The following is a 20,538-nucleotide window of genomic DNA, read 5'->3' as shown; positions in this document are numbered from 1 at the left end:
GTTAACCAAATGTTATGGTCAGGCAATGAGTTTGTGAGCAGAATTAATGGAATTGTGAACCGGGGAAGAAAGAAAACGGGGATTGGTTGGGCCAATTTGAAGCGGGATGGGGCCTGAAGCCCTCACCCCAGCCTTCTCCCACGGGGAGTGGGAGAAAAACGCACCGTACAGTTCCCTCGCCCCTTTGGGGAGAGGGTTAGGGTGAGGGGGATAAGTATCAGAACGCGGTCTTACAAAAGCCCGTCATCTCTTTCAGGCCCATTTCGCGGCCAAGCTCGGTCATCGGGTGCACCACCACCAGACCACGGACGCTTTTCTTCAGCTTGCCCATGTCGGCCTGCTCTTTTTTGGTGATCGCGCGACGGTGCGGCATGTCCATCAGCTTCTGCGCTTCTTTGCTCAACTTCTGGCCTTTAACTTCGCGCAGGCGCTCGATTTCTGTTTCCAGCGTGGCGGCTTCTTTTTCCAGCTCGGCGTACTTCTCGGCGGACTCGACCAGTGACAGGCCAGCCATCTGGTGGCGGATCAGATCCAGGCGGTCGCTCAGGCGTTTAATTTCGTTCTTTTCGACTTCTTTCATGACAAATAACTCTGAAAACGGGGAATTTACAGGGAAGGATACACCAATGTGAGCAGGCTTACTTCTGAAACGCTTTTTTTAAGCTGATTCGGGAAATCAGCTCAGTCAGGGAGAGAACCATCGTGGAACGGACAACCTGTTGATAACGCAGCTTTTGCATCGCGTAGAGCTCAGGGTCGCTGTTATCAAAATGGGGAGCAGGGGGCAGCGCGGTGACGCAGTGCAGCTCGCCGAAGGGCCCCAGGATCTCATCATCGGTAAAGGTGTACTCATTACCGTCATGATTGAGTTCTTCGCGCAGCGCCATTAACAGCTCCGCATCTTCATATTCTTGCCGGTTCAGCACGCCAAGACCATAAATCAGCTTCAGACGCACGGATAAATCGCCCAGCGGTCCGTCTCCGTCCAGTAACGGTTCTACAGCATATTTTACCGCGTAGTCGTCTTTGCGAAACACCTGAAGCACCAGGATATTCACCGCCTCGGTTAACAGCTCGACGGCGGCAATCAGGAAGCTTCGTACGGTTTTGCCAGCATTCAGACGCTCAAGCACACGATTTTCAAAGGCCTGGGTTTGTTCCATTATTGCCTGCATATCTGACAATCTATTATCTGGGCGCAGGTTAACCTGCGCCGCACTGTGCATCATTTGGTTGCGTTGTATGCGTTAACCGCCTCCACAACCACGTCGCTGTTGGCGTCCAGACCGGAAATCTGCGCCAGCGCAGCCTGCGCGCCTTTGTCATCAATCAGCTGAGCCAGTTCCTGCGCCTGTGGGTCCTGCTCGCTGCGGTAGTGCATCGCGGCGGCAATCCCTTTCACCAGGTTGGCGTGCGGCAGGCCGTATTCCAGCGTGCCCAGCAGCGGCTTAATCAGGCGGTCGCCCGCGCTCAGTTTACGCAGAGGCTGACGGCCCACGCGCTCAACGTCATCTTTCAGATACGGGTTTTCAAAGCGACCGAGGATTTTCTGGATGTATGCTGCATGTTTATCAGCATCAAAACCGTAGCGTTTGATCAGCACCGCGCCGCTCTCTTCCATTGCCCCTTTTACCACCGCGCGGATCTTCTCATCAAGGATCGCGTCACGAATGGTCTGATGACCGGCCAATTTTCCGAGGTACGCGGTTATAGCATGCCCGGTGTTCAGCGTGAAGAGTTTGCGTTCGACAAATGCCATCAGGTTATCGGTTAATTCCATTCCCGGAATGGTCGGCAGGGCGCCTTTAAACTGGGTTTTATCAACGATCCACTCGCTGAAGGTTTCCACGGTCACTTCCAGCGGGTCGTTGGTGGCGGATTCAGACGGCGGAACGATGCGGTCCACGGCGGAATCCACAAACCCGACGTGCGCTTCAACCCAGGCTTTGTCTTCGTCGGCTACAGCGTTGAGCACGTGGCCTTTCAGCTGCGTCGTGCCGCGCACCATGTTTTCACAGGCGATGATGTTCAGCGGGGCGTCGATGCCCTGCGCTTTACGTTTTGCCAGGCCTTTCGCAACCGCAGGAGCGATGCGCTCAAGGACAACCGGACCGACGGCCGTCGTGACCAGATCAACGCTGGCGATCAGGTCGATAACGTCTTCACCGATGCTGCTGACCGCGTTAACGCCGGATACCGTCTCAACCTGCTCGTTTTCACCGACCACATGGACCTGATAGCTATGACGCGCATTCAGGGCATCCAGGACCACCTGATTCACATCGGCGAATGTCAGCGTAATGCCCGCGTCTGCCAGCAGTTTACCGATAAAACCACGACCGATATTACCTGCGCCAAAATGTAATGCTTTCATAGTGTTAACCTTCATCAATGTTTTTACCCGAGAGGGCTGGGGTGAGGAACGTTTCCCCTCACCCTAGCCCTCTCCCCATGGGGGAGAGGGAGGAGTACCGTTATTTGTTGAGCAGTGCCAGGACTTCTTCCACGCTGGTGGTGCTCGCCAGACGCGCAATGACAGACTCATCGTCCAGCGCGTTGGTCAGGCTGGTAATCACCTGAATGTGCTCGTTGTTGCGAGCGGCGATACCAATCACCAGACGGGCGATGTCGTCTTCTTCTTCACCGAAGCGCACGCCCTGCGGATACTGACAGAATACGACGCCGGTTTTCAGGACGCGATCTTTCGCTTCAACCGTACCGTGCGGCACCGCGATGGATTCGCCCAGGTAGGTTGGCGTCAGTTTTTCGCGTTCCAGCATCGCGTCAACATATTCAGGCTGAACGTAGCCGCCTTTCACCAGCTGCTCGCCGGCAAAGCGAATCGCTTCTTCTTTAGTAGCCGCTGTGCGACCGAGGAAGATGTTTTCCGCACCCAGTTTGAACAGGTGGGCGTTGCTCTCGTCAAAGCTGTCCTGCAGGCTTGAGCGCACTTTCACTTCATTGTCTTCGTGACGCTGCGCCGCAACCAGACGTTCGGTAAGGCTGGTGTAAAGGCCGCTGTCGAGGAAGTTAGTCAGCGAGATGTGCTGTGCCTGCGGCACCTGACGCATGGCGCGTTCGGTCAGGTCGCGGTGCGTGATGACCAGGTCAACGTCCGGCGGCAGGCTGTTAATAGCGCTGTTGGTGACGGAGATGTTGGTCAGGCCCGCATCCTGCACTTTCTTACGCAGCACGCCTGCACCCATTGCGCTGGAACCCATACCGGCGTCACAGGCAACGATGATTTTACGCACGTGGCTAAGGTCGTTAGACACATCGCCAGCCGCCAGCGGGGTTGCGCCTTTGGATTCGGCTTTCATGTCGTGCATACGACGGGTCGCCGCTTCAATATCGTCGTCTTCTTTCACTTTGCTGGTTTTCAGCAGGATAGAAGAGACCACAAAGGAGACGGCCATGGCCGCACAGATGGCCGCGATGTTGGCGAAGTACGCCCCTTTTGGCGTCATCGCCAGAACCGCCAGGATAGAGCCCGGAGAGGCCGGAGACACCAGACCGCCGCCCAGCACGCTCAGGGTGAACACGCCGGTCATACCGCCAAGGATAACGGCCAGGATCAGACGTGGGTTCATCAGCACGTACGGGAAGTAAATTTCGTGAATACCGCCCAGGAAGTGAATGATTGCTGCACCGCCAGCAGACTGCTTAGCGCTGCCGCGACCAAAGAACATGTACGCCAGCAGAACGCCCATACCCGGACCCGGGTTGGCTTCAATCAGGAAGAAGATAGACTTGCCGAGATCGTGAGACTGCTGAATACCCAGCGGCGAGAAGATGCCGTGGTTGATGGCGTTGTTCAGGAACAGGATTTTCGCCGGTTCTACGAAGATAGACGCCAGCGGCAGCATATCGTGCGCAACCATAAAGTTAACGCCTGCCGCCAGAATTTTGGACAGCACTTCAACCGCAGGGCCAATGCCGAGGAACGCCAGAATCGCGAGGATCATCCCGATGATGCCGGCAGAGAAGTTGTTCACCAGCATTTCGAAGCCGGATTTGATCTTACCATCAACCCAGACGTCGAATTTCTTAATCGCCCAGCCGCCCAGAGGACCGGCAATCATTGCACCGAGGAACATCGGCATATCCGCACCGACGATAACACCCATGGTCGTGATGGCACCCACTACGCCACCACGGTCACCGCCCACCAGACGACCACCGGTGAAACCGATGAGCAGCGGCAGGAGATAGGTAATCATTGGGCCAACAAGTTTCGCCAGCGTTTCGTTAGGCAACCACCCTGTCGGAATGAACAATGCAGTGATGATACCCCACGCGATAAACGCGCCGATATTTGGCATCACCATGTTGCTGAGGAAACGACCAAAGCTTTGAACTTTGATCTTGAAATCGGATGACATAAAACACCCCTTCTTCTGTTTACGCTTAGGCTTGCGGCCCGAGGTTTATTGTTAATGAGGCGGCAGAGGTAGCCGGACCCTGTTCTGATGCTGTGAAATCTGGCACTGAATCGTTCAACTGTCCAGACAACGAAAATTTGTGTGACGTATGTCACGTAAAGGTAGGGGGTGTGGATGTCAATGAGGTGATCCTGGTCACAAAAAAGGTGGGCAAAAAAAATACGATGGCGAGAAATGCGGCAAAAATCACCCTTTTCTGTGACGGTTGTCACGATTTGATTTTGTGTGTTTGTTTCTGGATTGTGACTGATTTCACAAAATATTTTTATGCAGATTTCTCCGGCTGTGATCGGCGGCAAACTCTGCTTAGCGATTCGGCGTCAGGATGGCATAGCGCGACACGTTAAGCTAAAAAACCACTTTTGATGTGTGGTATGGCGAAAAGTTAAAACGTGGATTACGCTCATATTGTAAGGTTAAGTATATTATTATTCAGGATATATTTTGACACGCTTATAAACTTGCATGGAGATATTATAAAAACCGATACTCCCCGGCTCTGAAATAACAAGCATACCTTTTGTATTTTAAAATAAATTAATTAGGTTGCGTACTGTTTTATTAATTTAATGAGTTGACGTTGTTTAAGTGAGGAGAATATGTTTCTCAACTATTTTGCGCTGGGCGTATTGATTTTTGTATTTCTGGTTCTCTTTTATGGAATCATCGCCATCCATGACATTCCTTATAATATGGCCAAAAAGCGTAACCATCCCCATGCCGATGCGATTCATACGGCAGGCTGGATTAGCCTTTTTACGCTCCATGCCATCTGGCCGTTCCTGTGGATTTGGGCCACGCTGTACCGTGAAGATCGCGGCTGGGGTATGCAGAACCACATCACAAAGCCTGATGAGGTCCCGGGCATGGATGCGCTCGCCAAACGCGTGGCGGAACTCGAACAAAAGCTGGCCGCGGTAAAGCCTGCTGCTGATAAGAACACGCTGGAGCGCTAATCATGGATCTGTTAATTATTTTGACCTATGTGGCATTCGCCTGGGTGATTTTTAAAATATTCCGTATTCCGGTAAACCAGTGGACGCTCGCTACCGCGACATTAGGCGGGGTGTTTATTGTTGCCGGACTTATTCTGTTAATGAACTATAACCATCCGTACACCTTTACGGCGCAAAAGGCGGTTATTTCTATTCCGATTACGCCGCAGGTTACCGGGGTGGTTAGTGAAGTGACCGATAAAAATAACCAGCTTATTAAAAAAGGCGAAGTGTTATTTAAACTGGATCCGGGCCGCTATCAGGCGCGCGTCGACAGACTCCAGGCCGACCTGGTGACCGCGACGCACAATATCGACAATCTGAAAGCGCAGCTGGTGGAGGCCGTCGCCAATACGACGCGCGTCTCCGCAGAGCGTGACCGCCTGTATAAAGATTATCAGCGCTACCTGAAAGGCAGCCAGGCGAAGGTAAATCCGTTCTCTGAAAGCGATATCGACAACGCGCGGCAGAACTATCTCGCGCAGGATGCGCTGGTAAAAGGCTCCGTTGCTGAACAGACGCAAATTCAAAGCCAGTTGGACAGTATGGTGAACGGCGAACAGTCGCAGATTGCCTCCTTACGCGCGCAGCTAGCTGAAGCGAAATACAATCTGGATCAGACCGTGGTCCGTGCGCCAAGCGATGGCTACATCACCCAGGTGCTGATTCGTCCCGGGACGTACGCCGCCGCGCTGCCACTGCGTCCGGTGATGGTCTTTATTCCTGAACAGAAGCGTCAGATCGTCGCCCAGTTCCGTCAGAACTCGCTGCTGCGTCTGAAGCCGGGCGATGAAGCGGAAGTGGTGTTTAACGCGCTGCCGGGCCAGGTGTTCTCCGGGAAGCTCACCGCGATTCTGCCGGTGGTGCCGGGAGGCTCCTATCAGGCGCAGGGTGCACTGCAGTCGCTGACGGTGGTGCCGGGAACGGACGGCGTGTTGGGCACTATCGAACTGGATCCGAATGCGGAAGTCGATGCGCTGCCAGACGGTATCTATGCCCAGGTGGCGGTCTACTCGGACCATTTCGCCCACGTCTCGGTGATGCGTAAAGTATTGCTGCGCATGACCAGCTGGATGCACTACCTCTATCTCGATCACTAATCCTTCCAGGGCAGGAATGCGACACGCATACCTGCCCTTTTTTCATCGCTTGATCCATACTGACTTTTTTCCGGCATCAAGGATCAGGCAATGAAACTCATCGGTAGCTACACCAGTCCCTTCGTGCGAAAGATCTCGATTCTCCTGCTGGAGAAAGGGATTGAATTTGAATTCATCAATGAACAGCCCTACAACGCTGAAAACGGCGTCGCGCAGTACAACCCGCTGGGGAAAGTCCCGGCGCTGGTGACGGACGAGGGCGAATACTGGTTCGATTCCCCGATTATTGCGGAGTATATCGAGCTGCTGGGCGTTGCCCCGGCAATGCTGCCGGCTGACCCAAAAGCGGCACTGGCAGTGAAGCAAATTGAAGCCCTGGCCGATGGCATTATGGATGCGGCGTTAACCTCCGTGCGTGAACAGGCAAGGCCCGCCGCCCAGCAGTCGGAAACGGAACTGTTACGCCAGCGGGAAAAAATCAGCCGTAGCCTGGACAGGTGCGAACAGCTTATCCGGGAGGGAAAGATTCAAACCGACAGCCTGAACCTGGCAACCATTGCCATCGCCTGCGCCATCGGCTATCTCAACTTCCGCCGCGTTTCCCCCGGCTGGTGCGTCGACCGTCCGCTGCTGGTGAAACTGGCCGACACCCTTTTTAGCCGCGAGAGCTTTGCCCGCACAGAACCGCCAAAGGCTTGACGGGGGTTATAACACTTCGGCGTCGGAGGCGGTACAATCCCTCCACATGTTAACTCCCTCTCCCGTCGGGAGGGGGGAAGATATTTACTCGCCAGGCGCTTTCATGACTACTCATCATTCGCTGTACAGCCAGATCCCTGCTACCGACCGTCTCCTTCGCGAGCCCCGCATTCATGCTGCCGTTGAGCGTTTTGGCCATACCGCGACGGTGGAGATGTTACGCCTGCTTCAGGACGAAGCCCGATGCGCTATTCAGGCAGAAAACGCCTTGCCCGACTGGTGCGCGGCGTGGGAGCAGGAAGTTGAGCACCGGCTGGATGAGAAAGCGCAAAGCGCGTTACGCCCGGTGATTAACCTGACCGGTACCGTACTGCATACCAACCTGGGACGCGCGCAGCAGGCGGAAGAGGCGGTTGCTGCGGTCGCGCAGGCCATGCGAACGCCCGTGACGCTGGAGTACGATCTGGACGGCGCCGGACGCGGGCATCGTGACCGGGCGCTGGCGGACCTGCTGTGCCAGCTGACCGGCGCGGAAGATGCCTGCATTGTGAATAACAACGCCGCAGCGGTGCTGCTGATGCTGGCGGCCACCGCCAGCGGCAAAGAGGTGGTGGTTTCCCGCGGCGAGCTGGTGGAGATTGGCGGGGCGTTTCGCATTCCGGACGTGATGCGCCAGGCGGGCTGTACGCTGCACGAAGTGGGCACTACCAACCGTACCCATGCGAAAGATTATCGCGCGGCGGTGAATGAAAATACCGCCCTGCTGATGAAGGTTCACACCAGCAATTATCATATTGAAGGCTTCACCAAAACGGTTGAAGAGAGCGAGCTGGCAGCGATTGGCCGCGAACTGAATATATCGGTGATTGCCGATCTCGGCAGCGGCTCGCTGGTGGATCTGAGCCTTTACGGGCTGCCGAAAGAGCCGATGCCGCAAGAGATGATTGCGGCGGGCGTCAGCCTGGTCAGCTTTTCCGGCGACAAGCTGCTGGGCGGGCCGCAGGCCGGGATTATCGTCGGCAAGCGCGAGCTGATTGCGAAGCTGCAGCAGCATCCGCTCAAGCGCGCCCTGCGAGCCGATAAAATGACGCTTGCCGCGCTGGAGGCAACGCTGCGGCTCTATCTCCATCCGGAGAAACTGGCCGAACGCCTTCCTACGCTGCGTCTGTTAACCCGCGATGCCGCCTCGATTCGCGCCCAGGCCGAATTACTGCTGCCGCGCATTGCCCCGCACTACCCCGATTTTGACGTTCGCATTGAGCCCTGCCAGTCGCAGATTGGCAGCGGTTCGCTGCCGGTGGACAGGCTGCCGAGTGAAGCGCTCACGTTCACCCCGCGTGACGGGCGCGGCAGCCACCTTGAAGCCCTGTCGGCGCGCTGGCGTGGCCTGCCTGCGCCGGTTATCGGGCGGATTTACGATGGCCGAATGTGGCTGGATCTGCGCTGCCTTGAAGATGAAGAGCGATTTCTGGAGATGTTGTTGAAATGATTATTGCCACCGCCGGTCACGTCGACCACGGAAAAACCACGTTGCTGCAGGCGATTACCGGCATAAACGCCGACCGCCTGCCGGAAGAGAAAAAGCGCGGCATGACCATCGATCTGGGCTATGCCTACTGGCCCCAGCCTGACGGTCGCATACTGGGTTTTATTGATGTTCCGGGGCATGAAAAGTTTCTGTCCAACATGCTGGCGGGCGTGGGGGGTATCGATCATGCCCTGCTGGTGGTGGCCTGCGATGATGGCGTCATGGCGCAAACTCGTGAGCATCTGGCGATCCTGCAGCTGACCGGCAACCCGCAGCTGACCGTGGCGCTGACCAAAGCCGATCGCGTGGATGACGCACGCGTCAGCGAAGTGCGCGAAACGGTACAGGCGACCTTGCAAGAGTATGGTTTTGCCGATGCACCGCTTTTTGTTACTGTGGCGACAGAAGGGCGCGGTATCGATGAACTTCGCCACCACTTACAGCAGCTTTCGTCGCGTGACCACGCCAGCCACCACCGCTTCCGTCTGGCGATTGACCGGGCGTTTACCGTCAAAGGCGCGGGGCTGGTGGTGACCGGTACGGCGCTGAGCGGTGAAGTGAACGTAGGTGATACGCTCTGGCTGACGGGCGTTAACAAGCCGATGCGCGTGCGTGGCTTACATGCGCAAAACCAGCCCGCGGAGCATGCACATGCCGGGCAGCGGATCGCGCTGAACATTGCCGGGGATGCGGAAAAAGAGCAGCTTAATCGCGGCGACTGGCTGCTGGCCGATGCCCCATCTGAACCGTCTGAACGCGTCATTGTTTCCCTGCAGACAAACGTGCCCCTGACCCAATGGCAGCCGCTGCATATTCACCACGCGGCCAGCCATATCACCGGGCGCGTGTCGCTGCTGGAAAACGACCTTGCCGAACTGGTATTCGATTCTCCGCTCCGGCTTGCAGACAACGATCGTCTGGTTCTGCGTGATATTTCCGCGCGGGAAACGCTGGCCGGGGCACGGGTGGTCGCGCTGAATCCACCGCGACGCGGCAAGCGTAAACCTGAATATCTCCAGTGGCTGGCTGCTCTGGCGCAGGCCAGCGATGATAACGCCGCGCTGCGGGTGCATCTTGAGCGCGGTGCGGTGAGCCTGCGTGATTTTGCATGGGCACGCCAGCTGAGCGAGGAAGGGTTACGCCTGCTGGCCCAGCAGCCGGGCTTTATTCAGGCTGGAAACAGTCTGCTAAACGCCCCGGTAGCTGCACACTGGCAGCGTAAGATACTGAGCACGCTCGCAACGTATCATGAACAGCATCAGGATGAGCCTGGCCCGGGCCGTGAGCGTCTGCGGCGCATGGCGCTGCCGATGGAAGACGATGCGCTGGTGCTGCTGCTGATTGAAAACATGCGCGAAAGCGGGGCGATCAAAAGCCACCACGGCTGGCTGCATCTGCCGGATCACAAGGCCGGGTTCACCGCAGAGCAAGAAGCGGTATGGCAAAAAGTGGCCTCGCTGTTTGGCGATGAGCCGTGGTGGGTTCGCGATCTGGCCCGCGAAACGAATACCGACGAGCAGGTGATGCGTCAGGTATTGCGCCATGCGGCGCAGCAGGGGCTGATAGTCGCGATCGTGAAAGATCGTTATTACCGTAACGATCGTATTGTGGCGTTTGCGAACATGATCCGCGAGCTGGATCAGGAGCGGGGTTCTACCTGCGCAGCCGATTTCCGCGACCGGCTGAACGTGGGCCGCAAGCTGGCGATTCAGATCCTGGAGTATTTCAACCGCATCGGCTTTACCCGCCGTCGCGGTAACGATCATTTATTGCGAGATTCGTTATTATTTCCTGAAACTCCGTGACCCCCGTCGTAAAGCCGTTACCGGTTGGCGAGAAAATCGCCAGCCGGAACTACCCTTGATGTACACCAACAGCAAGGAGACGGTCATGACAAACAATCCTCCCTCATCGCGTATCCAGCCCGGCGAGTATGGTTTTCCCCTCAAGCTGAAGCCTCGTTATGACAACTTTATTGGCGGCGACTGGGTAGCTCCCGTCGACGGCGAATACTATTCCAACCTGACCCCCGTAACCGGCCAGCCGCTGTGCGAAATAGCCAGCTCCGGCAGGCGCGATATCGATCTGGCGCTGGATGCGGCGCACAAAGCGAAAGATAAATGGGGCCATACCTCGGTTCAGGACCGCGCGGCTATTTTGTTCAAAATCGCTGACCGGATGGAGCAGAATCTGGAGCTGCTGGCGACGGCGGAAACCTGGGATAACGGCAAGCCGATCCGGGAAACGATGGCGGCAGACGTGCCGCTGGCCATCGACCACTTCCGCTATTTTGCCTCCTGCATTCGCGCTCAGGAGGGCGGAATAAGCGAGGTAGACAGCGACACCGTGGCGTATCACTTCCACGAACCGCTGGGCGTCGTCGGGCAAATCATTCCGTGGAACTTCCCGCTGCTGATGGCGAGCTGGAAAATGGCGCCCGCGCTGGCGGCTGGCAACTGCATTGTTCTTAAACCGGCGCGTCTGACTCCGCTCTCGGTGCTGCTGCTGATGGAAATCGTTGGCGATCTTCTGCCGCCGGGCGTGATTAACGTGGTCAACGGTGCGGGCGGTGAGATAGGGGAATATCTGGCTACCTCGAAACGGATTGCTAAAGTGGCGTTTACCGGGTCGACGGAAGTGGGCCAGCAGATCATGCAGTACGCCACGCAGAACATCATTCCGGTGACCCTGGAGCTGGGCGGGAAATCCCCGAACATCTTCTTCGCGGACGTCATGGAGGAAGAGGATGCCTTCTTCGATAAAGCCCTGGAAGGGTTTGCGCTGTTTGCGTTTAACCAGGGCGAAGTCTGCACCTGCCCAAGCCGCGCGCTGGTGCAGGAGTCCATCTATGAGCGCTTTATGGAGCGGGCCATTCGCCGCGTCGAGTCTATCCGCAGCGGTAACCCGCTCGATAACGTCACGCAGATGGGGGCGCAGGTCTCGCACGGACAGCTGGAAACCATCCTCAACTACATCGATATCGGCAAGAAAGAGGGGGCGGATATTCTGACCGGCGGTCGCCGTAAGGTGCTGGGAGGGGATCTGCAGGAAGGGTATTACCTTGAGCCAACGATCCTGTTTGGTCAGAACAACATGCGCGTCTTCCAGGAGGAAATCTTCGGGCCGGTACTGGCCGTAACCACCTTCAAAACGATGGAGGAGGCGCTGGAGATTGCCAACGACACCCCGTATGGCCTGGGAGCCGGCGTCTGGAGCCGCAACGGTAATCTGGCCTATAAAATGGGCAGAGGCATTCAGGCCGGGCGCGTCTGGACCAACTGCTACCACGCCTATCCTGCGCACGCGGCATTTGGCGGTTATAAGCAATCGGGTATCGGGCGTGAAACCCATAAGATGATGCTGGAGCATTATCAGCAGACGAAATGTTTGCTGGTCAGCTACTCCGATAAACCGCTGGGGCTGTTCTAATCGCCCAGCTCAGGCCGTCCATGGGCGGCCTGAGCTATTTGCTGGCGCAGGCAGTTCAGAACGCCATCCAGAACGTACTGCACGCGCCAGGGCTGGTATTCGCGTTTGCGGAAGATGGCCGTCAGATCGAGCCACCACTCTTCCTGATGCGGGAAGCAGGGAACCAGCATCCCTTGCATTAATTCTTTTTTCAGACTCTCTTTTGGCGCAAAAACAATCCCAAGATTATTTCTTGCCAGCTCCAGGGCCGTCTGCGTATTGTCGCAAATATAATTACCGGTCACCCGGTAGTCATGCACGCTATCACTGCCGTGCACGCGAAAACGCCAGATATTTGCATCATCGACCAGCATGGAGTCAATGAGAATACAGGAATGATTAATTAAATCTTCAGGTCCCTTTAAGGGATGCTTATTTAAATACTCAACGGTTGCGAATGCCGTAACGGAATATTTTGTTAACACGCTGGCAACCAGACTTTCGTCTTTCGGTTGCGCATAGGTAATTAAAATGTCGCAGTCATCCGGAAAGGAAACGCCTTCTGAAAATTCATTCCGGTCAAGGTTGTAGGTTTTCAGGGAGATGCGGATGTCACCGATATCTTCTATCTGATGGATCACGTGGCGCGCGAGATAGGTTACGATACCTGTAGGGGCATATATCGTGACCTTTCCGCGCTTCTCATGCTTATAATCAGCAATAAAATTAACGAGTTGACTGTTCCTGTCCAGCGTGGCATTAACGTAAGGGAGTAACGCTTCACCAAACTGGGTCAGGGCCAGCTGGCGCGTGGTGCGCTCAAAAACCTTGAGTCCAACCCGCGTTTCAAAATCAGACAGATATTTACTGACGTTGGCCTGCGCCATGCCCAGCAGGGCGGCGGCATCGCCGATGCTGTGGGTTGCTGCGATGACGGATATAATTTTTAATTCGCGTGGTTTTAGCTGTAATTTATTCATCATGCGCACCCATCTATATGATTTTATATATAATATTATATAAACCGCAGCGTTGCATTGGCAAATTTGTAACCATTATTATGCGCCTCGCTTGTTTGGCATTTTAATGGATTACATGTAATGACTATTAAATACAATTTACTCATCGCTGCCACGTTATTTGCAACATCCTCAGCAATGGCCGGTGACTTTTCACTAGGAGCGGGGGCTGTATTTAATGAGTCTCCTTACAAAGGCTATAACGAAAATACTACTGCAGTACCGTTAATTAGCTACGAAGGCGATCGTTTTTATGTTCGCCAGACCACGGGCGGATGGATCCTGTGGAAAGACGCAAAAAATGAACTCAGCCTGACCGCATCGTGGATGCCGCTGCATTTCGATCCAGATGACAACGACGACCATCAGATGAAACAGCTTGATGAGCGTAAAGCCTCTGCCTTCCTCGGCGGCGCGTACTACCACCACGAAAGCTGGGGTTCTCTGAAAGTGGCGGTCTCTGGTGATGCCACGGATGAAAGCGGCGGTATGATCGGCGAGGTTTCTTACTTCCGTCCAATCAGGATGGAACGCCTGACCCTGACGCCCTCTGTCGGTATTTTCTATAGCGACGAAAGCTATAACGACTACTACTACGGCGTATCCGGCAGCGAGTCTCGCCGCTCAGGTCTGGATGAATACACCGCCGGTGACAGCTGGACGCCATACGTTGGCCTGGCGGCCAAATATCAGTTAACCCAGAAGCTGTATCTCAACGCCAGCGCGGTCTACACCGTATTGCCTGACGACGTGAAGAACAGCCCGATGATCGACCGCGACGACAGCTTTGCGCTGATGACCGGCCTGACCTGGCGTTTCTGATGCGGTAAAGCCGGGTGGCGGCTTCGCCTTACCCGGCCTACATGGACTGTCATCGCAGTTTTACGTAGGCCCGAGCAAGCGAAGCGCCGCCGGGCATATTTGAGAGTACCAGTCTCCCGTTTCCCTTCCCGTCATGACTTCCTCATTAATATTCCTGATACGCTAATGCGATCTGCGCCATCAATAAAGATGTGCATCATGTGTATCATTCTTAAAGAAAATCAAACCGGGCACTCTCGCCCGTATTTGGCGACGGGCGGGAATTAAGCACGGATATCAGGAGTCGTTATGTTTTATCCGGCTTACATTCATTCTGATTCCAACGGTAGCGCCAGCGGCTTTTTTCCTGACGTTCCAGGCTGAGGCAGCACGTCGCGTGCTGCCTGGGTAAAAAATTAATTATATAGAGCTGCTGTCGCTTTCAGGATATCAGCAAAGGAATAGATATCATCGACTGTCGTTATAGGATGACGTGTTTCGTTTTTTTCTATGTCGAAAAGTCCGATGTATTTTTGCGTACGATTAAAATGCAATCGGCAAAGGGGTTTGCGGTTGTTGTCATCTACAAGAATACCAAAGTAACTTTTGGTATCTCTGTGAGTTATACGGGGTGCCTCCAGTACTGCTCTGGTGATTGCTTTAACAATATGATATCCCTCGAGCTCCTCTAGCGTTGTAACCACGTCGCTTTCATCTTTATGTTCGTCTTCCTCAATATGTGATGACTCATTTGGAGTATCGATGATCGCTGGGGTTATGCCCGTAATAGCTGACTTAAGTCGCTCATTAACCTGATCATTTATGTACTGGCTTGCAGCTTTTTTGGTCAAGTTTAAAAAAGACTCTCTGACTTTTTGAGTCAGAATCCCATCATAAACTCGGGATGCAAAAAATTTCACAAAGTCATCTTCAGGATTATTTAGCTGAGAATGCAGGATTTTTTTGATTTGGCTGACATATTTTAATTCACCGGCAGCATTGATAATTGATTCTAAATCAAACGAAGACTTAGTTAATTTTTTTAGTTCAGGTATTATATTTTCGTCAATATCAAGAAGATCTACTTCCAAAAATGGTTTTTCATCCATTTTATTGGGAGCATCCAGATCTGTAAAAAATTTATAATTTTGTCCATTGGTGAGGATTGAAATTCTGGCGTTTGTTACATGAAAATACCTGAATAACTGCGAAGCATGATTTATATTTAATGGTTCGCCAATTTTCTTACATTCAATAAGTATCTGAACGTCATTATTTTTCATTATAGCATAATCGATTTTCTCGCCTTTTTTTGTACCAACATCACAGACAAACTCAGGTGTTACCTCTGAAGGATCAAAAACATCATAACCCAGAACGTTATGAATGAATGGCATTACAAATGCAGTTTTTGTTGCTTCTTCAGTATTAATTACATCAAGTTGTTGTTTTATTTTATTTGATAAGGCATTTAATCTTTCTGTGAATTCCATGGGATGTCCTTATTTTTAGCTGTGTGTCTTTATGGAATAACACTAAAATGCATGTCAGACAATGGTATGTCTGAGCTGAACTGCTGCAAAAAAACAATACCGAGGGTTAGATCACATTGTCTTTCAATCCATGATAATCAGTTAGCTCGGTATCACCGAGCTCGATAAAAATATTATATATTCATAAAGGTGGCATTATTCTTGTTTATGTTTCATCCACCCAAATCCGCATTTCCCCTTCTCCCCGGTTTGCCCAGCTAAACCAGGGAATAAAGGTTAGCGTGCAGTACTGGCGCTGGAGATGATTTTACAGCAGGTGTCGCTCTCTTCAGGGCATGAAGACAGCGCGTAGCAGGCCGGAGCGGCGATGGCGTCGAAGGTGAAGCAGCTTATTCGGACGCAGTTTCATTTACCGCTTTCTACGTCGCAGCTGGCAAAAGCATTGCACTGCAATGCCAATTACCTGGGGCGCGTATTTCGCCGGGCTTTCCAATTAACCCTGACGGAGGCGATACATCGCCAGCGCGTCAGGGCAGCGGAAAAGCTGTTGCTGGATGGCTCTGCCTCACTCACCGAAGTGTCAACCCGCTGCGGTTTTAATGGCGTGGGCTTATTTTCGGCAGATCTTTTCGAAGCATACCGAGCTAACACCCACCGTCTGGAAACGACGGTACTTTAAAGAGCATATTAATTCTGGCTGAGCGCATCCTATTTGACCCATAACACCTTTGCTGAATCGGGCGGTATGTAAGATGTGTGCAGTACCGGCTTTTAATGCACGCGAGGCGTAACAGATGAACCGATTTATCGTGGCGGATGCGGAAAAATGCATTGGGTGCCGCACCTGCGAAGTGGCCTGCGCGGTGTCGCATCAGGACGCCGTCTCCGCTCATGCCTTTACGCCCCGCCTTCGGGTGGTTAAGGGGGACGACTACACAACGGCAGTGGGTTGCCATCAGTGCGAGGATGCGCCCTGTGCTAACGTCTGTCCAACCCATGCCATCAGCCGTACGGCGGGAGCCTGGCTCGTTGAGCAGACGCGCTGCATTGGGTGCAAAAGCTGTATGGTGGCGTGTCCGTTTGGGGCGATACAGGTGCGCCTGGAGGGAAATAAGCCGCAGGCGCTGAAATGTGATTTATGCCTGCATCGCGAAGGCGGACCGGCCTGCGTGGAGGCCTGTCCAACCCACGCGTTGCGCTGCGTTGAGCCTGCCAGACTACGCGCCGAACGGCTGCATAATCTGGCGTAAGAACTTACTGACCGTCTTCGCGCCAGGCTTTTTCAATTTCTTCGGCGAGAATTTTAACACCCGCTTCGATTTTTTCCGGATCGGGCACATAGTTCATGCGCATGCACTGGTGAGTATGCGGCCACGGCTTATCAAGGCCCGGGAAGAAATAATCGCCTGGTACCATCAGCACGCCGCGCTTTTTCAGGCGCTGGTAGAGCAGTTCGGTGGTGATAGGCAAATCCTTAAACCACAGCCACAGGAAAATCGCCCCTTCAGGTTTATGGATCAGGCAGCGTTCTTCCGGCAAGTAGCGGCGAAGTATCGCAATCGTCTCCTGTACGCGCTGGTAATAGAATGGCTTGATCACGTCATTCGACAGACGCAGCAGGTCGTTGCGCTTAATCATTTCGCACATCATCGCCGGGCCAATGCCGCCCGGTGAAAGGCTGATAATGCCGTTCATATTGGTAATGGCGGTGATGATTTTCTCGTTAGCGATGATGATGCCGCAGCGGCTGCCCGGCAGACCCAGCTTAGAGAGGCTCATGCACAGGACAATGTTCGGGTTCCACAGCGGACGTGCTTCGCTGAAGATAATGCCCGGGAACGGCACGCCGTAGGCGTTATCGATCACCAGCGGAATGCCGTGCTGATTCGCCAGCGCATCCAGCTTCATCAGTTCGTCGTCGGTGATCACGTTGCCCGTTGGGTTAGTCGGGCGCGATACGCAGATCATGCCCGTCTCTTCACCAATATGCAGGTGTTCAAAATCGACGTGATATTTGAACTGGCCTTCCGGCAGCAGCTCAATGTTCGGGCGCGCGGAGACGAACAGATCCTCTTCCAGGCCGGAATCGGCGTAGCCGATATACTCCGGCGCCAGCGGGAACAGCACTTTTTTGGTGGTGCCGTCGGCGCGACGCCCTGCGAACAGGTTAAACAAGTAGAAAAACGCGCTCTGGCTGCCGTTTGTCAGTGCAATATTCTGTGGTTCGATATCCCAACCCAGCTCGTCACGCAGCATTTCGGCGAGGAGTGCCAGCAGTTCGGTTTTACCCTGCGGGCCGTCGTAATTGCAAAGCGCATCGGTTGCTTTGCCGCTTTCCAGCATCTGAGCGAGCAGCGTCTGGAAATAGGTATTCATCTCCGGGATTTGAGCCGGGTTTCCGCCGCCGAGCATGATTGCGCCCGGTGTGCGCAGCCCGTCGTTGAGGTCCTCCATCAGGCGAGTAATGCCTGAATGGCGGGTAAATTTGTCGCCGAAAAGTGAAAACGTCATAGCAGGTGATCTGTCGAGCTTATTTTGAAAGTGGGTAACCATAACGCTAGCACCGTGCTGGTGCAAATCGGGTGATGTGGTCGGATTTGTTGTTTTGTATGGCGGAGTTGGATTTATACAGTGAATAGTTCTGGTGGATTTCCCCTCACCCCGACCCTCTCCCAAAAGGGAGAGGGGGAAAAGACGGCGCCGTGCGGTTCCCTCTCCCCTGCGGGGAGAGGGTTAGGGTGAGGGGGGGGAATTATTGATTACCTGCCCATACCACCATCACCTTATCGCCCTTATGCTCGCGCACGAAGCCGTACCCCTCTTTCAGCGACAATGTGGTTTGCTTGCCTTCACCGATCGCCGGATGGCGGGCGCGGAACTGGCCCAGCGTTTGCCAGTGGGCGACGGTTAGGGCCTGCTTGCCCGTGACGTCCTGCCAGTTCATATCTGACCGGGTGCCTTGCAGCGGGTCAGAACCTGTCGGCCCGAACGGACGCTCGGATTCATCCCCGTAATAGATTTGTACGCTGCCCGGAGCTAACAGAAGCAGCTCCGCAGCTCGCTGGCCCCCTTCGCGGAACAGACGCGTATCGTGTGATGAGAGATAGCTCAGCACGTTGAAGCTTTGCAGCTTTTCCGCCATCTGCTGCCAGGTGAGATCCATATCGGCCAGGCAATCCACCGCTTTTGCCGCCTGTTCCTGATAATCAAAGTTGATCATCGCATCAAAACCGTGGCGGTAATAATCGCTTTGCATCACCCCGTGGCCCCAGGATTCCCCGGTCATCCAGAACGGTGCGTTGTCGAGCTTTTTATCCGGATTTGCCCCTTTCCAGGCGGCCAGCGCCTGGCTTGCCTGGTCTTTCAGCTGTTGCCAGGCCGCAAGCTCAACGTGCTTCGCCGTATCCACCCGGAAACCGTCGATGCCGTAGTCACGTACCCACTGGCTCAGCCAGTGGGTCAGATAATCGCGCGGGGTATATCCCGGGATGGCCTTCGCGTCGGTGTCGGGCTTGTGTTGGTAAAAGTTAGGCAATCCGGAAGGCGTCGTAGATTCCGTTTTCAGATCCGGCAAAAATGCCAGCGACATGGTCAAATCGTCGAAGCCAGGGTTGTCGTAATCGCCGATGTCCGTGCGGATCCACTTTTTGCCCCACCATTTCTCCCATGCGACTTTGTCGCTAAAGTTGATGTAGTCGTTAAAGCTGTGCCAGCTTTGGCCCGCGCCCGGCTTCCAGTCCGTCCAGCGTTCTCCCAGCGTCTTTTTCAGCTCATCACCCTGAAGGTACAGGGCACCAAACTGAAATTCCTGCATGTCTGCCAGCGTGGCATAGCCAACGTGGTTCATAACGATATCAAACAGAACGCGGATCCCGCGCTTGTGCGCTTCGTCGACAAGATGGCGTAAATCATCTTCGGTGCCCATGTTGGCGTCGAGCTTGGTCCAGTCCTGGGTGTAGTAGCCGTGATAGGCGTAGTGAGGGAAATCTCCTTTGGTGCCACCGCCTACCCAGCCGTGGATCTGCTCAAGCGGGGAGCTTATCCAGAGCGCGTTCACTCCCAACTGCTGTAAATAATCGAGCTTGCCGGCAAGTCCTTTGAGATCCCCGCCGTGGAAGGTGCCAATCTCCTGCATACCGTCTTTATGGCGACCGTAGCTGTTGTCGTTGCCATGGTCACCATTCACATAACGGTCGGTCAGCACAAAATAGACGGTGGCGTTTTGCCAGCTAAACGGCGCAGGCTTGTCGGTTTCGGCGCGCTCAAGCAGCAGCAGGCCGTTACTGTTGGCGGCTGGCTGCAGGGTGATTTTTCCATTCTGCACCGTCGCCGTCTGTTTACTGTAGTAGTCGCGCACCACGGAGCCTTCCGGGAAGGTACTGCTGACGTCCAGCGTCAGCGGTTTGCCGTCCCACTTCGGACACTGGCGAATGACGTTTGCAACCGGCTGTTCTGCGGCACTCTGAATCGTCAGCAGCAGGGTGGGCGTGCCGGAGCGGGTATCAATCCGCATCTGGTAGTCACCGTCGCGGAAAAGGCGCCACTGCGGCGGCGTGCCGTCACAGGGCTTGAGCGACAGCATCTCATTAAGTTTTATCGCATCCGCAGGCTGCCAGCACGTCTTGTCAAAACTCAGCGTCAGAGGACGCGTACCCTTCGCAAGCTTTGCCTGGCTGGTGAAGACCCCGGTGCCTTCGGCGCTAAATGCGTTAAACCCCGGCGATGACCAGTCGGCATGCGCCAGTGCGGGTAACATCAGAAAGGCTAATGCGGTACGTTTCATTCCTTTTTCCTGTCGCGGCATTTTTGACCAGTGTGCCATCAGGCGAGGTGCTGAAACTCATCCCCTGTCGCTTTCTGCCAGGAGGATGCGTGAGGATGAGTGATCTCGCGCAAAATTAGGCAGTTATCTGCGATAGCGCACACAGTTTTTGTGGAATGATGTTTTTATGAGCAAGTTTCAGGTGACATAGTTTCGGAATTGGACTATTTCTATACGTGCTCTTGAAGTCTATTTTTGATATGATTTGAGATTCCGCTCTCAAATTTGTGA

General features: G+C 54.3%; 16 protein-coding genes and 3 pseudogenes. 10 read left to right on the top strand and 9 right to left on the bottom strand.

The genetic code is table 11. The features are described from left to right. Window positions 1-217: 217 nt before the first annotated feature. The 4 genes from BJ885_RS19045 to BJ885_RS19030 all read right to left on the bottom strand — a co-directional run bounded on the left by BJ885_RS19045 (window position 218) and on the right by BJ885_RS19030 (window position 4,382). Entirely contained in the window at window positions 218-580 is a 363-nt protein-coding gene (locus tag BJ885_RS19045; protein ID WP_029742228.1) for a YibL family ribosome-associated protein, read from the bottom strand. Between the two features lie 58 nt (window positions 581-638). Continuing rightward, window positions 639-1,229, bottom strand: coding sequence for a mannitol operon repressor MtlR (gene mtlR, locus BJ885_RS19040; protein WP_032661869.1), 591 nt, complete (start codon window positions 1,227-1,229; stop codon window positions 639-641). Beyond that, the gene (gene mtlD / locus BJ885_RS19035) at window positions 1,226-2,374 is read right to left on the bottom strand and encodes a mannitol-1-phosphate 5-dehydrogenase (RefSeq protein WP_032665121.1); all 1,149 of its coding nucleotides are present in this window, start codon (window positions 2,372-2,374) and stop codon (window positions 1,226-1,228) included. The genes mtlR and mtlD overlap by 4 nt, the downstream gene beginning before the upstream one ends. Before the next feature lie 100 nt (window positions 2,375-2,474). Beyond that, on the bottom strand, window positions 2,475-4,382 hold the full coding sequence (locus tag BJ885_RS19030) for a PTS mannitol transporter subunit IICBA (RefSeq protein WP_023309922.1): 1,908 nt from the start codon (window positions 4,380-4,382) through the stop codon (window positions 2,475-2,477). A 659-nt stretch (window positions 4,383-5,041) separates the two neighbouring features. Here BJ885_RS19030 and BJ885_RS19025 point away from each other — a divergent pair. From BJ885_RS19025 to aldB, 6 genes are all read left to right on the top strand, one after another. After that, window positions 5,042-5,398 carry a DUF3302 domain-containing protein gene (locus tag BJ885_RS19025; protein ID WP_024906600.1) on the top strand — a complete coding sequence of 119 codons (357 nt, stop codon included), beginning with the start codon at window positions 5,042-5,044 and terminating at the stop codon, window positions 5,396-5,398. A gap of 2 nt (window positions 5,399-5,400) precedes the next feature. Beyond that, a complete protein-coding gene (locus tag BJ885_RS19020) occupies window positions 5,401-6,537 on the top strand; it encodes an HlyD family secretion protein (protein WP_029740996.1) in 1,137 nt (378 codons plus the stop codon). 90 nt (window positions 6,538-6,627) lie between these two features. Further along, window positions 6,628-7,236 (top strand): glutathione S-transferase, encoded by a 609-nt coding sequence (locus tag BJ885_RS19015; RefSeq protein ID WP_033147022.1) that lies wholly within the window; start codon window positions 6,628-6,630, stop codon window positions 7,234-7,236. A gap of 103 nt (window positions 7,237-7,339) precedes the next feature. Further along, window positions 7,340-8,725 carry an L-seryl-tRNA(Sec) selenium transferase gene (selA, locus tag BJ885_RS19010; protein ID WP_121932609.1) on the top strand — a complete coding sequence of 462 codons (1,386 nt, stop codon included), beginning with the start codon at window positions 7,340-7,342 and terminating at the stop codon, window positions 8,723-8,725. Next, window positions 8,722-10,569 carry a selenocysteine-specific translation elongation factor gene (selB, locus tag BJ885_RS19005; RefSeq protein ID WP_121932610.1) on the top strand — a complete coding sequence of 616 codons (1,848 nt, stop codon included), beginning with the start codon at window positions 8,722-8,724 and terminating at the stop codon, window positions 10,567-10,569. Before selA ends, selB begins: the two co-directional genes overlap by 4 nt. An 85-nt stretch (window positions 10,570-10,654) precedes the next feature. Continuing rightward, window positions 10,655-12,193, top strand: coding sequence for an aldehyde dehydrogenase AldB (gene aldB, locus BJ885_RS19000; RefSeq protein ID WP_029740992.1), 1,539 nt, complete (start codon window positions 10,655-10,657; stop codon window positions 12,191-12,193). Here aldB and BJ885_RS18995 read toward each other — a convergent pair. Then, window positions 12,190-13,155 (bottom strand): LysR family transcriptional regulator, encoded by a 966-nt coding sequence (locus tag BJ885_RS18995; protein WP_121932611.1) that lies wholly within the window; start codon window positions 13,153-13,155, stop codon window positions 12,190-12,192. The two genes, aldB and BJ885_RS18995, sit on opposite strands and share 4 nt — an antisense overlap. Window positions 13,156-13,272: 117 nt before the next feature. Between BJ885_RS18995 and BJ885_RS18990 the strand changes: the two genes are divergently transcribed. After that, the gene (locus BJ885_RS18990; RefSeq protein ID WP_121932612.1) at window positions 13,273-14,013 is read left to right on the top strand and encodes a MipA/OmpV family protein; all 741 of its coding nucleotides are present in this window, start codon (window positions 13,273-13,275) and stop codon (window positions 14,011-14,013) included. 288 nt (window positions 14,014-14,301) lie between these two features. Then, window positions 14,302-14,373 (top strand): annotated as a pseudogene (locus BJ885_RS23505) (type II toxin-antitoxin system HicB family antitoxin); the annotation flags it as partial. Between the two features lie 35 nt (window positions 14,374-14,408). Here BJ885_RS23505 and BJ885_RS18980 read toward each other — a convergent pair. Together BJ885_RS18980 and BJ885_RS23595 are read right to left on the bottom strand one after the other, a co-directional pair. After that, complete coding sequence (locus BJ885_RS18980; protein WP_121932613.1) at window positions 14,409-15,485, bottom strand: type I restriction endonuclease; 1,077 nt, start codon at window positions 15,483-15,485, stop codon at window positions 14,409-14,411. Between the two features lie 205 nt (window positions 15,486-15,690). Beyond that, window positions 15,691-15,783 (bottom strand): annotated as a pseudogene (locus tag BJ885_RS23595) (hypothetical protein); the annotation flags it as partial. Between the two features lie 78 nt (window positions 15,784-15,861). On the opposite strand from BJ885_RS23595, the pseudogene BJ885_RS18975 reads away from it, so the two are divergent. Next, a pseudogene (locus tag BJ885_RS18975) lies at window positions 15,862-16,186 on the top strand (helix-turn-helix domain-containing protein); the annotation flags it as partial. A gap of 93 nt (window positions 16,187-16,279) precedes the next feature. Continuing rightward, window positions 16,280-16,735 carry a 4Fe-4S dicluster domain-containing protein gene (locus BJ885_RS18970; RefSeq protein ID WP_121932614.1) on the top strand — a complete coding sequence of 152 codons (456 nt, stop codon included), beginning with the start codon at window positions 16,280-16,282 and terminating at the stop codon, window positions 16,733-16,735. A 4-nt stretch (window positions 16,736-16,739) separates the two neighbouring features. Here the strand turns inward: BJ885_RS18970 and avtA are convergent, their stop codons facing one another. Together avtA and BJ885_RS18960 are read right to left on the bottom strand one after the other, a co-directional pair. Next, window positions 16,740-17,996: a valine--pyruvate transaminase gene (avtA, locus tag BJ885_RS18965; protein ID WP_023309932.1), complete on the bottom strand. Its 1,257-nt coding sequence runs from the start codon at window positions 17,994-17,996 to the stop codon at window positions 16,740-16,742. Between the two features lie 241 nt (window positions 17,997-18,237). Then, the gene (locus tag BJ885_RS18960) at window positions 18,238-20,268 is read right to left on the bottom strand and encodes an alpha-amylase (RefSeq protein ID WP_121932615.1); all 2,031 of its coding nucleotides are present in this window, start codon (window positions 20,266-20,268) and stop codon (window positions 18,238-18,240) included. Window positions 20,269-20,538: the final 270 nt, after the last annotated feature.

It is taken from the genome of Enterobacter sp. WP_7_1 (genome assembly GCF_003688535.1).
Classification (GTDB): domain Bacteria; phylum Pseudomonadota; class Gammaproteobacteria; order Enterobacterales; family Enterobacteriaceae; genus Enterobacter; species Enterobacter asburiae.
This window is presented reverse-complemented; position numbering and strand designations above follow the sequence as displayed.

Excerpts from the sequence above, each read along its gene's own strand:
- BJ885_RS19045 (WP_029742228.1), bottom strand. The coding sequence starts at position 580 with ATGAAAGAAGTCGAAAAGAACGAAATTAAACGCCTGAGCGACCGCCTG.
- mtlR (WP_032661869.1), bottom strand. The coding sequence starts at position 1,229 with ATGATGCACAGTGCGGCGCAGGTTAACCTGCGCCCAGATAATAGATTG.
- avtA (WP_023309932.1), bottom strand. The coding sequence starts at position 17,996 with ATGACGTTTTCACTTTTCGGCGACAAATTTACCCGCCATTCAGGCATT.
- BJ885_RS18960 (WP_121932615.1), bottom strand. The coding sequence starts at position 20,268 with ATGAAACGTACCGCATTAGCCTTTCTGATGTTACCCGCACTGGCGCAT.
- BJ885_RS18995 (WP_121932611.1), bottom strand. The coding sequence starts at position 13,155 with ATGATGAATAAATTACAGCTAAAACCACGCGAATTAAAAATTATATCC.
- BJ885_RS18980 (WP_121932613.1), bottom strand. The coding sequence starts at position 15,485 with ATGGAATTCACAGAAAGATTAAATGCCTTATCAAATAAAATAAAACAA.
- BJ885_RS18990 (WP_121932612.1), top strand. The coding sequence starts at position 13,273 with ATGACTATTAAATACAATTTACTCATCGCTGCCACGTTATTTGCAACA.
- selA (WP_121932609.1), top strand. The coding sequence starts at position 7,340 with ATGACTACTCATCATTCGCTGTACAGCCAGATCCCTGCTACCGACCGT.
- BJ885_RS19020 (WP_029740996.1), top strand. The coding sequence starts at position 5,401 with ATGGATCTGTTAATTATTTTGACCTATGTGGCATTCGCCTGGGTGATT.
- BJ885_RS19025 (WP_024906600.1), top strand. The coding sequence starts at position 5,042 with ATGTTTCTCAACTATTTTGCGCTGGGCGTATTGATTTTTGTATTTCTG.
- mtlD (WP_032665121.1), bottom strand. The coding sequence starts at position 2,374 with ATGAAAGCATTACATTTTGGCGCAGGTAATATCGGTCGTGGTTTTATC.
- BJ885_RS19030 (WP_023309922.1), bottom strand. The coding sequence starts at position 4,382 with ATGTCATCCGATTTCAAGATCAAAGTTCAAAGCTTTGGTCGTTTCCTC.
- BJ885_RS19015 (WP_033147022.1), top strand. The coding sequence starts at position 6,628 with ATGAAACTCATCGGTAGCTACACCAGTCCCTTCGTGCGAAAGATCTCG.
- aldB (WP_029740992.1), top strand. The coding sequence starts at position 10,655 with ATGACAAACAATCCTCCCTCATCGCGTATCCAGCCCGGCGAGTATGGT.
- selB (WP_121932610.1), top strand. The coding sequence starts at position 8,722 with ATGATTATTGCCACCGCCGGTCACGTCGACCACGGAAAAACCACGTTG.
- BJ885_RS18970 (WP_121932614.1), top strand. The coding sequence starts at position 16,280 with ATGAACCGATTTATCGTGGCGGATGCGGAAAAATGCATTGGGTGCCGC.